This is a genomic window from Lysobacter sp. M15, from assembly GCF_022662515.1.
Lineage (GTDB): Bacteria > Pseudomonadota > Gammaproteobacteria > Xanthomonadales > Xanthomonadaceae > JAKPBU01.
Genome location: NZ_JAKPBV010000005.1, coordinates 92,249 through 105,687, shown reverse-complemented (window position 1 = coordinate 105,687; position 13,439 = coordinate 92,249). Strand labels below are relative to the sequence as shown.

Genomic DNA, 13,439 nt, shown 5'->3' with positions numbered 1-13,439 from the left:
TGGTCTGCCTTACTCGGACTTGCCTTCCAGTTGTTCGCGCAGCAGCGCGCCCAGCCTGGTGGTGCCGCTGGAAGCATCGGCAGCCGACTTGTTGTACTCGGCCAGCGCTTCCTTGGTCTCGGCTTCGTCCTTGGCCTTGATCGACAGCTGCATCACGCGGGTCTTGCGGTCGTTGCCGATGATCTTGGCTTCGATCTCATCGCCCACCTTGAGCACGTGCGAAGCGTCCTCGACCCGATCGTGCGAGATGTCGCGGGCGGCGACGTAGCCCTCCACGCCGTCGGAAAGCTCGACCGTGGCGCCCTTGGCATCGACTTCCTTCACGGTGCCCTTGACGATCGCGCCGCGGGCGTTGCTGGCCACGTACTGGCCCATCGGATCCTGCTCGAGCTGCTTGACGCCCAGCGAGATGCGCTCGCGCTCCGGATCCACGGCCAGCACCACCGCTTCCAGGGTGTCGCCCTTCTTGAAATTGCGCGCGATGTCCTCGCCGGTGGAGTTCCAGCTGATGTCGGACAGGTGGACCAGGCCGTCGATGCCGCCGTCCAGGCCGATGAACACGCCGAAGTCGGTGATCGACTTGATCTGGCCGGACACCTTGTCGCCCTTCTTGTGAATGGCGGCGAAGGTCTCCCACGGATTGCTGGTGACCTGCTTGATGCCCAGCGAGATGCGGCGACGCTCCTCGTCCACGTCCAGCACCATCACCTCGACCTCGTCGCCGACCTGCACGACCTTGGACGGGTTGACGTTCTTGTTGGTCCAGTCCATCTCGGACACGTGGACCAAGCCCTCGACGCCCGGCTCGATCTCCACGAACGCGCCGTAGTCGGTGACATTGCTAACCTTGCCGTAGACGCGGCTGTTGGCCGGATAGCGGCGGGCGATGTTGTCCCACGGATCCTCGCCCAGCTGCTTCAGGCCCAGGCTGACGCGGTTGCGCTCGCGGTCGTACTTGAGCACGCGCACGTCCATTTCCTGGCCCACTTCCACCACCTCGGACGGATGGCGCACGCGCTTCCAGGCCATGTCGGTGATGTGCAGCAGGCCGTCGATACCGCCCAGGTCCACGAACGCGCCGTAGTCGGTAAGGTTCTTGACCACGCCCTTGAGCACCGCGCCCTCGACCAGCTTCTCGAGCAGCTGTTCGCGCTCTTCGGAATGCTCGCTCTCGACCACCGCGCGACGCGAAACCACCACGTTGTTGCGCTTGCGGTCGAGCTTGATGAGCTTGAATTCCAGCTCCTTGCCTTCCAGGTACACCGGATCGCGCACCGGGCGCACGTCCACCAGCGAACCGGGCAGGAACGCGCGGACATCCTTGATGTCGACGGTGAAGCCGCCCTTCACCTTACCGCTGATGCGGCCGACGATGGTCTCGTTCTTCTCGAGCGCTTCCTCGAGCTCGTCCCACACCATGGCGCGCTTGGCCTTCTCGCGCGAGAGGACGGTTTCGCCGAAGCCGTTCTCGAGTGAGTCCAGCGCCACCTTGACGGTGTCGCCGACACCCACGTCGATCTCGCCTGCGTCGTTACGGAACTGTTCGATCGGCACGATGCCTTCGGACTTGAGCCCGGCATTGATCACCACCACGTCGTTGCGCACTTCCACGACGATTCCGGAGACGATGGCGCCCGGCTTGAGCTTGGCCAGGTTGGCCTGACTGGCTTCGAACAGTTCTGCGAATGATTCGGTCATTGATGAAAATCTCGTTGATATCCAGGCCGGCGCGAGCACGCTCGAACAGACCCACCCGTTGTCGGCTTGCGCGGGATTGCGCTTTGCCATGAGTGCTGGAAGTTGAAGAACCGCCGCGGATGCGACGGGCCGATGAAGCAGTGCTGCAAGTGAAACTGTGCGCCGCGTTGCCGCGACACGCCTGCCGGACGGATTTCAGCCCCCGTGCGCCGGCACCAGGGCCAGCACCTGCGCGACGACCGCGTCGATGCCCAGGCCGGTGGTGTCGATGTGCACGGCGTCATCGGCCGGCCGCAACGGCGCCACCGCGCGGCTGGCGTCGCGGGCGTCGCGAGCGAGAATTTCGCCCAGCAGACCGGCCAATGTAACCGAAACTCCCTTGTCTTTCAATTGTTTATAGCGCCTTTGGGCGCGCTCCTCGGCGCTGGCCGTCAGGAACACCTTGATTGCAGCATCCGGGAAGATCACCGTGCCCATGTCGCGGCCATCGGCCACCAGCCCTGGCGGGCGGCGGAACCCGCGCTGCAGCTCCAGCAGCGCCGCGCGCACCGGGGGCATCGCCGCGATCGCCGAGGCAGCCGCACCGGCCGTCTCCATGCGCAGCTGATGGGTGGCGTCCTTGCCATTGACGATGACCCGCGGCTCGCCCGAGCCGACCCCGGTCTCGAAATGGATGTCCGCCCGGGCTGCGCAAGCGGCAACCGCGTCCGGATCGCCCAGATCGACCTGTTCCCATGCCGCCGCCAGTCCCACCGCACGGTAGATCGCACCCGAATCCAGGTAGTGCCAGCCCAGGGCCTGGGCGACGTGGCGGCTGATCGTGCCCTTGCCAGACCCGGAAGGCCCATCGATGGTCAGTACCGGCACGGTCTTGGGCATGGTCGGCTCCCCTAGGTGACCGCCATTCTAGCGAGCGATCGCCACAAATGGCTGCAAGCGCTTGAATCGATGGGAAAAGTCAGGCTAGAATGAGCGGCTTCGTTTCTCCATCCACATTTCAGCCGAGATTCCATCATGAAGGTCCTGTCCTCCCTGAAGTCGGCGAAGGCCCGCCACCGCGACTGCAAGGTCGTCCGCCGTCGCGGCAAGGTCTTCGTGATCTGCAAGAGCAATCCGCGCTTCAAGGCGCGTCAGCGCTGATTTCAAGGGCGCGCCCAAGGCGCGCCTCCGCTGAGCGCACACCCTTAGGTGTACGCGTCGAAAGGCCGCAGAAATGCGGCCTTTTTCGTGTCGACGCGTGCTCACATTACCTTGCGATCGCCGGGGTAGGCTGAAATCCCCCGTTCGCCCCTACAATCCGGCCATCACCACAGGGGAGTCCCGCCATGAAACCTGCCTCGTATGTCTTCGCAGCACTTGCTCTTGCCCTGCCGAGCCTGGCATGCGCCGAAACCCTGCTGATCGAACGCGTGCAGGAAGAAACGATGGCGCTGCCGGCACGCGGCATGAGCATGGAGCAGGTCCAGGCCCGCTTCGGCGCGCCGGCGGACCGCCTCGACCCGCGCGGCGGACAGAAGCGGCAGTGGCCCACCATCAACCGCTGGCGCTACCCGAATTTCGTCGTGTATTTCGAGAAGAACAAGGTGATCGACGCCGTGGCGGTACAGGCCGATCCCACCGAGGTCGGCCCCAAGCCACCAATCCGTTGATGTCCCACCTCGCCGCGTCCCGCGCCGCCGCGCGCGGGCTCTGAGCCTATGATCGCTTCCACAGAGCGCTTCCCCGCAGAGTGGGAACCGCAGTCGGCTGTCCTCCTCGCCTGGCCGCACGCCGGCACCGACTGGGCCGAACGCCTGGACGAGGTCGAGGAAACCTACGTCGCACTGGTCGCCGCGATCGTGCGATTCGAGGACATCGTGATCTGCGTCGCCGACGACGACCTGCAGACCTATGCCGAGGCGCGCCTGCGTTCGGCGCGCGCCGACATGGCGCGGGTCCGCTTCGTGACGGTGGAATACGACGACACCTGGCTGAGAGATTCGGGTCCCATATCCCTGCGCGGGAGCGACGGTTTCCGGCTGCTCGACTTTCGCTTCACCGGCTGGGGCGGCAAGTTCGAGGCAAGTCGCGACGACCGGCTGGTCCAGGCGCTCGATGCGCAACATGTATTCGAACGCGCGCAACGCCAGCAGATCGATTTCGCGCTGGAGGGCGGCGCCATCGACACCGACGGTGCCGGAACCCTGCTCACCACCTGGCAGTGCCTGCACGAACGGCATCCGGACGCCTCGCGTGAAGAGCTGACGGCGCGTTTGTCGGACTGGCTCGCACAGCAGCGCGTGCTCTGGCTCGACCACGGCTACCTGGAAGGCGACGACACCGATGCCCATATCGACACCCTCGCCCGCTTCGCCGGCACGGATGCGATCGTGTTCCAGGCGTGCGATGACCCTGACGATGCCCACTACGTCGAGCTCAAGGCAATGGCCGACGAAATCGCCGCGCTCCGTACCCGCGACAGCCACCCTTATCGCCTGTTTCCGCTGCCCTGGCCCAGGCCGATCGTCGATGCGGGCAGGCGCCTGGCCGCGAGCTACGCCAATTTCCTGATCGTCAACGGTGCCGTGCTGATGCCCGCCTACGGCGACGACGCGGACGCCGCCGCTGCCGCAGTCCTGGCGCAGGCGTTTCCGGATCGGGAAATCGTGCCTGTTCCCTGCCGTGCGCTGATCTGGCAGAACGGCAGCCTGCACTGCATCACCATGCAGCTGCCGCAGGGTCTGCTCACCGACGATCGTGCAAGTTCCGCTGCATTTGCCGGTTGACGGCGTGCGATGGGCCTGCACCTCGCGATCCGGCGCGATGCAGGCTGAGGACCAGATAGCTGTCGGGCCGGATCACGCATCCGGCCGCAGGCACGGAGCGCCTGCAGCACGATCTGCGGCCTCGCGGGCCTTGAGATTCTGACTCGAGCCTGGAGCGATCCGAGCGGTCAGGCACGTGTCCTTGCCTGCCAACCTGGCGACCAGCAGATAGGACGTCGTGCGTTCGGGCTGCTCCGGGAACTCGTACGCTTCGAAACGCACGATCAATGCGGTCGGCACCCGGTCATCCACGGCGAACCGCCATTCCGCACGCGGCCCCAGGCTGCTGAAAGCACCACTGGCCACGGTCCACAGATCGAGTGGATGGCGGCCACCATCCGGTGCGATCACATCGATCGACATGCGTGCGTCGCCATCCAGCACCCGCAGCGTGTAGCCGCCCATGCCTGGGCAGATCGAGGTGGAACCACCCGCTTCCTCGTCGGTGTCGATGACCTTGCAATCGGCCGGCGCGAGGCTGGTGTAGTGGCCCGGCTCCTCTCGATCGCCCGCTCGAGGCGCCGATGTTGCATTGGGCAATGGGGCCGGCAGCAAGGGCTCCCTCGTGCTTGCTGCCGGACTGGATGCAGCTTGCGGCGGCTGCGCGTCGGAAGGTGCCGCGTCGCACGCGGCCAGGCCCATCTGTAGGGCAATCGCCATGGCACCGGCCCTTAGGGATTGCGCGAGGGATGGTCTGTGCATGCGGGTACCATAACCACGCCACCAGAACCGCAGATGACGATGAAGCGCAACACCCTCCCTGTCGCCTTGATCCAGGAGCGCAACCACGGCGATGCCGACGCCAACCTGACGGTCATTGAAACGCGCGTGGCGGAGGCGGCCAGGCGCGGGGCCAAGCTGGTCCTGCTGCAGGAACTGCACAACGGCGCCTACTTCTGCCAGCACGAATCGGTGGATGAATTCGACCTGGCTGAAGCCATCCCCGGACCGAGTACCGAGCGCCTGGGCAACCTGGCAAAGCAGCATGGCGTCGTGCTGGTCAGCTCGCTGTTCGAACGACGCGCCGCCGGGCTGTACCACAACACCGCCGTAGTGTTCGATGTCGACGGCGGCATCGCGGGCAAGTACCGGAAGATGCATATCCCGGACGATCCGGGCTTCTACGAGAAGTTCTACTTCACTCCGGGCGACCTCGGTTTCGAGCCGATCGATACCTCTGTCGGCCGGCTCGGCGTGCTCGTGTGCTGGGACCAGTGGTATCCGGAGGGCGCGCGGCTCATGGCGCTGGCCGGCGCGGAGCTGCTGCTCTACCCCACCGCGATCGGCTGGGACCCGAACGACGAGCAGGCCGAGAAGGATCGTCAACGTAATGCATGGATTCTCAGCCATCGCGGCCACGCCGTGGCCAACGGGCTTCCGGTGCTCAGCTGCAACCGGGTCGGCCATGAGCAGTCGCCCTTGGATGCAGCCGGGATCGACTTCTGGGGCGCCAGTCATGTGCTCGGGCCGCAGGGCGAATTCCTGGCCGAAGCGGGCGATGCGCCCGAGATCCTGATGGCCGAGGTGGACCTGCAGCGCAGCGAACACGTGCGCCGGATCTGGCCATTTCTCCGCGACCGCAGGATCGACGCCTACGGCGACCTGCTCAAACGCTATCGCGACTAGTCTTCCCCGATATCCGGATCCATTGCGCTGGAGGCGACCCGGTTGCGTCCCTCCCGCTTGGCCGCGTACAGCGCCAGGTCGGCCTGCCGGATCCATTCGCCGGCGCTCGCGAACTGCGGCTTGGCGGCGACGCCGATGCTGACCGAGAGCATGCGTTCGGGCAGATGGGCCAGGCGCAGCGTCGCCACTGCGGCGCGGATCCGTTCCGCGACCTGCTCGGCATCGGCCATCGACGCGTCTGTGAGGAGAACGCCGAATTCGTCGCCGCCGAAGCGTCCCGGCGTGTCCACCTCGCGGACAACCGCCTGCACGATCTGCGCGACCTGCTGCAGGACACGATCGCCCACCGGATGACCGTAACGGTCGTTGACTTCCTTGAAGAGGTCGACATCGAGCATCAGCAACGCCGCCGGACCGCCACTGCGTTCGCTCCGCGCGCACTCCGCCGCCACCGCCTCCTCCCAGTGCCGCCGGTTCGGCAGGCCGGTCAGCGGGTCCGTCCTGCTCGACCGTTCGAGCATGCGGTTCTGGCGCACGACTTCGCGTCCGAGCGCATGGGTCAGCGTGCTCAGCGCGAGCGGATACGCCAGCACGAACGGAATGCACCACAGCATTTCCACCAGTGTGGTCTGCGGCTGGAACGGAAACCCCAGCAGGCTCCAGGTGACCGCGCAGGTGAGCGCCTGCGCGGTCGCGGTCCGCGGCAAGAAGCGCCAGCCGCCGACCCCGATCTTGTCGGCCGAGAGCATCACCGCCAGTAGCAGGCTCGGCATCAGGTTGAACTGCATGGCCGCGATCCAGACGCCGCCTGCAGCCGAATCAATCGTCAGGTTGCGGAATTCCGCGCGCCGGGGATCGGCACTGCGGCGCGCCCACCAGTAGGCGAAGCTCGGCCATACGGCGCCATTGGCGACCAACGCGACCCACCACGGCCACGAAGCGCCGTTGCCGTAGAGCACGCCCCCCACCGCAATGCAGCCGGTGCCCAGTCCGAGCGCCCGCATCTTGTAGATACGGCTGGCAAATCGCGCATGCGCGAGCCGTTTGGCCGCCGTGGCGGAGATGCCAACCTCGCTCATGCGCGCCTTTCGCCCCCGCCATCCCGGCTCGGCCAGCTTGGCGCAAGCGTAGACCAAACCGACGAACGGCTAAAATAAAACGAACGGTCGTGCTAGTCTTTGTGCATGAATGCGCTGACCGCAACCCCGAAGGGTGCCGCCACCCGCGAAACGATCCTCGACCGGGCCTATGAGATCGCCCGTTTCGCCGGCATCGAGGGGTTGTCGCTCGGCCCGCTTGCACAGGCGGTCGGCATGTCCAAGAGCGGAGTCTTCGCCCACTTCGGCTCGCGCGAGGAACTGCAGCTGGCGGTGCTGCAATCTGCGGCGACGCGGTTCGGAGAATATGTACTGATTGCCGCCCTGTCGCAGCCACGTGGGCTCCCGCGGCTGCGCGCGATCATGCGCAACTGGTTCGAATGGGGGCGACTGGAAGCCGGCGGCTGCGTGCTGGTGGGATCGGTCAGCGAGTATGACGACCGTCCGGGCCCGCTGCGCGATCAGGTGCTGCACAACGAACAGCGCTGGCGCTCCGAATTGCAACGCGCAGCGCAGCTCGCGATCGACTGCGGCCATCTGCGCGACGGCGACACCGACCAGTACGCATTCGAGCTGTACGCGATGCCCTTGGCGATGCTGCACGAGGCCGGCCTGTTCGGCTACGAGCGTGCACGCCGCCACGGCGATGCTGCGCTGGAGCGCTGGATCGCCGCCCATTCCCCCACCGCCTGATCGCTGGATGAGGTGCTCGCATGCCTGCTTCCTCCACGAAAATTAGCACGATCGTTCGCAACTATCTGATCCTCGCGACCCTGCGAACCAGCTTCCGATTGCAGGGCTGGTTCATGCCGAGCACGGCGGTACAACGGGCCGGGCGCCTGTTCACCCTGCCGCACCCGTCTGCGCGACGACGCGCGATGACCGCGCCCACATACGACGCGCAGGAGACGGATCTCCTGATCGACGGTCTCTCCATCCACGTCTATCGCTGGGGCGATCCGCTGCACCAACCGTATGTCCTGTTCGCGCATGGCTGGTCCAGCCACGGCACACGGGTTGCGAACTGGATCGCACCGCTGCGCGCCGCGGGTTACGCGGTGGTGACTTTCGACCAGGCCGCGCATGGCAGAAGCGACGGCACCCAGACCAACCTTCCGGAGTTCGCCTGTCACCTGCTCGCGGTTGGACGCCGCTATGGGCCTGCGGCAGCCGTGATCGGACACTCGCTCGGCGGAGCCGCGGCAGCGGTCGCACTCGCGCACGGCTTGCAGGCAAGACGGGCGGTGCTGATCGCGCCGCCGGCCGATCCGTTGGTGATGGCCGAACAGTTCGCGCGCATGGTCGGGCTGGCGCGCCACCTGAGCCGGCGGATGTTCGCGATGTTCGAGCGCAGCATGCGGTTTTCCGTCGAGGAACTGCAGGCGCAGAACCTGGCGCCGCGGATCGCACAACCGGCGCTGATCGTGCACGACCTGGAAGATCGCGAGGTGCCCTGGTCGGAAGGCGAACGCTATGCGCGCTATTGGGCTGACTCGTGGCTCGTGAGCACGCGCGGCCTGGGCCACCATCGCATCGCCGACGATCAGAGCGTGATTGCCGCCAGCCTGCGGTTCCTGCGCGGCGAGACTGTCGGCCAGCGGGTGGTGTCCAGCCCGAATCTGCCATACGGATTCGCATGAGTACCGCAGCTGCGCCTGGGCGGATGAATGCGACGACCTGACCAATCCCTCGGATAGCGCGCCGGGTCTCCTCTTCGCGTCCGGGCACAAGCAGTGGATGATCGAACGTCGAAGCGGCGAAATCGCAACGGTCCTCGCCTTCGCACGCTTTCGTATCGCGGACATGCCCATGTGAGCGGTCGGTTTGCCGGGCCAGCCGGGAACGCTATGCTGCGCGGCCCTTCCCCTCCGACGTAGCCGATGGCCGCAGACCCCGCAACGCCCCCATTTCTCGCAGGACAACCGCATGCGATTGTCGAGCGCGAAGGCGTGCATTACACCCTGCTCGGCACCGCGCACGTGTCCCGCGCGAGCGTGGATGCGGTACGCGCGGCCATCGACAGCGGGCAATTCGACAGTGTGGCGGTCGAGCTGGACGAAGGCCGGCTGCGCGCGATCAGCGAGCCCGACGCCATGGGCAAGCTCGATCTGGTCAAGGTATTGCGCGAGGGCAAAGCCGCCCTGTTCGCGGCCAACCTGGGGCTGGCGGCGTACCAGCGGCGGCTGGCCGAGCAGCTGGGCATCGAACCTGGCGCGGAGCTCAAGGCAGCGGTCACCGAAGCGCATGCGCGCGGCCTGCCGATGAACCTGATCGACCGCGACGTCGGCATCACGTTCAGGCGCGCATCGCAGAAGCTTGGCTGGTGGGCGCGCGCCAAACTCGGCGGCGGGCTGATGGCGTCGCTGTTCGCCGACGAGGAAGTCGGCCACGACGAGATCGAGAAACTCAAGCAGGGCGACCTGCTGGAGGCCAGCTTCGGCGAGTTCGCCGCGGAGAACCCTGCCCTGTACGAAACGGTCATCGCCGAGCGCGACCGTTACATGGCGGCCAGGTTGCGCGAAACGAGCGGCGATGCCAGGCACGTGCTGGCGGTGGTCGGCGCCGGACACCTGCAGGGGCTGGCGCAGCACCTGCGCGAGGAGCATGGCGACCCGGAAGCCCTGCGCGCGGAGCTGGACAGCGTCGCCGAGAAATCGAAAGTCCCCTGGTTCACCCTGCTGCTGACGGCCTTCGTACTCGGCGGTTTCGCCTGGGGTTTCTGGCGCGGCGGCCTGGATGTCGGCACCGACCTGATGCTGTATTGGGTGCTGTGGACCGGTGGCCTGGGCGCGCTGGGCTGCGCCGTCGCCGGTGGCCATCCGCTCAGCATCCTCGGCGCCTTCATCTCGTCGCCGGTCACGCCTCTGCATCCTGCGCTCGCTTCGGGCACCATCAGCGGCCTGATCGAAGCCTGGGTACGCAAGCCGACCTACGCCGACTTCATGGCCCTGCGCGACGACGTGCAGACACTCAGGGGCTGGTGGCGCAACCGCGTCTCGCGCGTCCTGCTGAATTTCTTCCTCACCAGCCTCGGCACCGCCATCGGCGTGTGGACCGGCGGCGCGAGGATGCTGGCGAAGCTGGCCGGCTGAACCTGCAAAAAGGCCATCAATCGACGCTGATCGCAGCCACCGCCGCGGGCAGCTGCTCGCCCCTGCGCAGCCGCGCCTTGCGCATGCCGCGCGCGGTCGCATTGCGCAGGTCGTCGAGCATCGCGTAGATCGTGGGCAGGAACAGCAGGCTGACCAGCGTGGAGAACGCCAGGCCGCCGGCGATGGCGCGCGCCATCGGGTAATACGCGGGCCCGTCGCCAGCCATCGCGGTATCGCCGATCGCGATCGGCACCATCGCCAGGATCGCCGTGCCCATAGTCATCAGGATCGGACGCAGGCGTTCCCGGCTGCCTTCCACCAGCGCGTCCGTGCGCGACAGGCCGCGCCGGCGCAGGTTGTTGATGTGCTCGATCATCACGATGCCGTTGTTCACCACCACACCCATCAGCACCAGGATGCCGATGAAAGCCATGATGTTGAACTCGGTGCTCGTGATCCAGAACAGCCAGAACACGCCGAACACCGAGAACAGCACGCCGGACATGATCGCCGACGGGAACAGCAGCGATTCGAACACCGCTGCCATCACCACATAGATCATCACCAGCGCGATCAGCAGGTTGAACATCATCTGCTTGTTGGCGTCGTCCTCGTCCTGGAAGCCACCACCCTCGAAGGTGAAGCCGTACCCGGCCGGGAAAGCCACGCCCTTGAGGGTTTCCTCCATCGCCTTGCGCGCATCGGGCATGGTCACCTTTTCGCCCAGGCTGGCCTGGATCGCCAGCGTGGTCTGGCGGTTGGCGCGCGACACCTGGGTGGCGGAGGGGCGCACCGCCACGTCCACCATCGCCAGCAGCGGCACCGAGCGGCCGTCGGGCGTACGCACCATGAACGATTCCAGGTCGCCGGTACCGTACTGCTCGGCGCCGGCGAAGCGCACCCACACCGGCACCTCGGTATCGTTGCTGCGGTACTCGCGCAGCGGCGCGCCGCGCAACGCGAGGCCGACGAACTGCGCCACCTGCTGCGCGCTGAATCCGAACGCAGCGGCCCGCTCGCGGTCGACCCGGACCGACAGCTCGCTGTTCTGGTCGCCGGTATCCACGCGCACGTCCCGCAGCTCCTTGCGCTTGGCCAGAATCGGCACGATGTCGCGCGCCAGCTCGGCCAACACCTGGGACGAATCGCCCGTGAGCTGTACCGACACGTTCTCGCCCGGTCCGCCACCCCCGCCGGGACCACCCTGGTTGCCGATGCCTATGTTGGCGCGCGCTGACTTGGGCAGCGCCTTGCGGATCGCTTCCACCAGTGGCTTGGTCGTGCTCGCATCCTTGGTGTCGAAGGTGATCTTGGTGCCGCCCCAACCTTCCTCGCTGAAATAGGAATAGATCTGGGTAATGTGGAACTTCTTGCGGTTTTCGTCGAGGAACCGCTCGACCTTGAGCACCTCGCCGGACATCTGCTCCTTGGTGTAGGCGCCCTTCCACTGATAGTACAGGTCGACCTCGCCGGCGTCGTCGCCGCCGAACATGTTCTTCTTGGTCAGCACCATCGGCGCGATGCTCACTGCCACGATCAGCAGGATGCCGGCCACGCTCCAGCCCCGGTGCTCGAGGGTCCAGCGCAACAGCCCCGCGTAACGCTTCTGCAATCGCGGGATCACGCCGGTGGTCGAATGCAGCGCGGGAGGCGTCTTCAGGCGCGCCGAGATCATCGGGATCAGGCTCACGGCCACCAGCCAGGACGCCAGCAGCGACACCGAGATCGTGATCGCGATCTGACCCAGGTAGATGCTCAGGAAGTTGCGCTCGCCGAACAGGTTGGGCAGGAACACGATGCAGTGGCACAGGGTGCCCGCCGATAGCGCGATCGCGACGTGCCGGGTGCCGATGATCGAAGCCAGGCGCGGCTGGTCGGGCATCTTCTCCCGTTCCTGGTAGATGCTCTCCACCACTACCACGGCATTGTCGACCAGCATGCCGACCGCCAGCAGCAGGCCCATCATCGACAGGATGTTGAGGGTGACGCCGAAGAAGTACATGAATCCGAGCGTCATCACGAAGCAGATCGGGATCGCCAGGCTCACCATCGCCACCGAAGGCCAATGCCGCAAGAAGAACCACAGCACGATGATCGACAACACCAGGCCGATGCCGCCGGCCTCGGCCAGCTCGATCAGCGACGAGGTCACGCTGTCGCCCTGGTTCTCGATGATGATCACCTGGATGTCGCTGAGCGCGGGGTCCTTCCTGATCGCCTCCACTTCGGCCAGCGCGTTGCGCGAGACTTCGACCAGGTTGGCGTTGCGCTCCTTGAAGATGTCCAAGCCGATGGCGGGACGACCGTCGAGGCGGCGCCCATAGGTGAGGCGCGAAGGTTTCAGACGCACGTCAGCGATATCACCCAGCCGGGTGCCGCGGGTGTCGAGCACCAGATCACGCAGCTGCTGCAGATCGGTGACCTCGCCCACCGGCTGCACCCGCAGGCGGCGCCCGCCGTCCTCGATCTGGCCGGCAGATACCGAGAAGTTCACTGCCTGCAGGCGCGTGGTCAGGTCGTTGAGGTTGATGCCATGGGCGGTGAGCCGGTCGGGCTCGATCGCGATCTCGACCTCGTTCGGGGCGGCGCCGGTGACCTCCACCCGGGCGACGCCGGGAATGCGCTCGATCCGGCGCTTGAACTCGCGATCGATCATCGCGTACGCGCCGGTCAGGTCGGTCGCGCTGGCCAGACGCACGCGCAGCACCGGTTCGTCGGTGGTGCTGAACTTCATCACGTTGTAGCGCTGCAGGTCGTCGGGCAGGTCGTCGCGGATCGCGTCGATGCGTTCGCGCGCCTCGGATGCGGCGATCGCGACATCGCGCTCCCAGTCCGAGAACTGCAGGAAGATCTGGGCCCCTTCCGAATTGGCCTGCCCATCCATGCGCTTGATGCCGGTCATGGTGGAAATCGCCTCTTCCACCGGGCGCAGCACGGTGCGCTCGACTTCCTCCGGAGTGGAACCCGGATACGGCAGCTGCACGAAGAGGAAGGGCGGCGAGACCTCCGGGAACGCTTCCAGGGGCAACCGGATCGCCGCGATCAGCCCGATCACGAACAGCGACACGAACAACATCACCGTAGTGACCGGACGCTTGATGCTGAGTTCGGCGACGCTCACG

The 13,439-nt window shown here is 66.2% G+C and carries 12 protein-coding genes; 7 read left to right on the top strand and 5 right to left on the bottom strand.

Annotated features, from left to right (window positions below):
- Positions 1 to 9: 9 nt before the first annotated feature.
- Both rpsA and cmk read right to left on the bottom strand, forming a co-directional pair.
- Positions 10 to 1,698 carry a 30S ribosomal protein S1 gene (gene rpsA, locus MC380_RS04065; RefSeq protein WP_242103918.1) on the bottom strand — a complete coding sequence of 563 codons (1,689 nt, stop codon included), beginning with the start codon at positions 1,696 to 1,698 and terminating at the stop codon, positions 10 to 12.
- A gap of 195 nt (positions 1,699 to 1,893) precedes the next feature.
- Positions 1,894 to 2,577: a (d)CMP kinase gene (cmk, locus tag MC380_RS04060; protein ID WP_242103919.1), complete on the bottom strand. Its 684-nt coding sequence runs from the start codon at positions 2,575 to 2,577 to the stop codon at positions 1,894 to 1,896.
- 135 nt (positions 2,578 to 2,712) lie between these two features.
- On the opposite strand from cmk, the gene ykgO reads away from it, so the two are divergent.
- The 3 genes from ykgO to MC380_RS04045 all read left to right on the top strand — a co-directional run bounded on the left by ykgO (position 2,713) and on the right by MC380_RS04045 (position 4,463).
- Entirely contained in the window at positions 2,713 to 2,838 is a 126-nt protein-coding gene (gene ykgO / locus MC380_RS04055; protein WP_010342887.1) for a type B 50S ribosomal protein L36, read from the top strand.
- Positions 2,839 to 3,023: 185 nt separating this feature from the next.
- Positions 3,024 to 3,347 carry a hypothetical protein gene (locus MC380_RS04050; protein WP_242103920.1) on the top strand — a complete coding sequence of 108 codons (324 nt, stop codon included), beginning with the start codon at positions 3,024 to 3,026 and terminating at the stop codon, positions 3,345 to 3,347.
- Between the two features lie 48 nt (positions 3,348 to 3,395).
- The gene (locus MC380_RS04045; RefSeq protein ID WP_242103921.1) at positions 3,396 to 4,463 is read left to right on the top strand and encodes an agmatine deiminase family protein; all 1,068 of its coding nucleotides are present in this window, start codon (positions 3,396 to 3,398) and stop codon (positions 4,461 to 4,463) included.
- Positions 4,464 to 4,535: 72 nt separating this feature from the next.
- On the opposite strand, the gene MC380_RS04040 is transcribed toward MC380_RS04045, so the two are convergent.
- Positions 4,536 to 5,144: a hypothetical protein gene (locus tag MC380_RS04040; protein ID WP_242103922.1), complete on the bottom strand. Its 609-nt coding sequence runs from the start codon at positions 5,142 to 5,144 to the stop codon at positions 4,536 to 4,538.
- 99 nt (positions 5,145 to 5,243) lie between these two features.
- Here MC380_RS04040 and MC380_RS04035 point away from each other — a divergent pair, with 99 nt between their 5' ends.
- On the top strand, positions 5,244 to 6,128 hold the full coding sequence (locus MC380_RS04035; protein WP_242103923.1) for a carbon-nitrogen hydrolase: 885 nt from the start codon (positions 5,244 to 5,246) through the stop codon (positions 6,126 to 6,128).
- Here the strand turns inward: MC380_RS04035 and MC380_RS04030 are convergent.
- Entirely contained in the window at positions 6,125 to 7,207 is a 1,083-nt protein-coding gene (locus MC380_RS04030; protein ID WP_242163189.1) for a diguanylate cyclase, read from the bottom strand. The genes MC380_RS04035 and MC380_RS04030 overlap by 4 nt on opposite strands.
- Positions 7,208 to 7,312: 105 nt before the next feature.
- Between MC380_RS04030 and MC380_RS04025 the strand changes: the two genes are divergently transcribed.
- From MC380_RS04025 to MC380_RS04015, 3 genes are all read left to right on the top strand, one after another.
- The gene (locus MC380_RS04025) at positions 7,313 to 7,918 is read left to right on the top strand and encodes a TetR/AcrR family transcriptional regulator (RefSeq protein ID WP_242103925.1); all 606 of its coding nucleotides are present in this window, start codon (positions 7,313 to 7,315) and stop codon (positions 7,916 to 7,918) included.
- A 185-nt stretch (positions 7,919 to 8,103) separates the two neighbouring features.
- Complete coding sequence (locus MC380_RS04020; RefSeq protein ID WP_242103926.1) at positions 8,104 to 8,865, top strand: alpha/beta hydrolase; 762 nt, start codon at positions 8,104 to 8,106, stop codon at positions 8,863 to 8,865.
- 240 nt (positions 8,866 to 9,105) lie between these two features.
- The gene (locus MC380_RS04015) at positions 9,106 to 10,317 is read left to right on the top strand and encodes a TraB/GumN family protein (protein ID WP_242103927.1); all 1,212 of its coding nucleotides are present in this window, start codon (positions 9,106 to 9,108) and stop codon (positions 10,315 to 10,317) included.
- Positions 10,318 to 10,333: 16 nt separating this feature from the next.
- Here MC380_RS04015 and MC380_RS04010 read toward each other — a convergent pair whose 3' ends face one another.
- Positions 10,334 to 13,438: an efflux RND transporter permease subunit gene (locus MC380_RS04010; RefSeq protein ID WP_242163187.1), complete on the bottom strand. Its 3,105-nt coding sequence runs from the start codon at positions 13,436 to 13,438 to the stop codon at positions 10,334 to 10,336.
- Position 13,439: the final 1 nt, after the last annotated feature.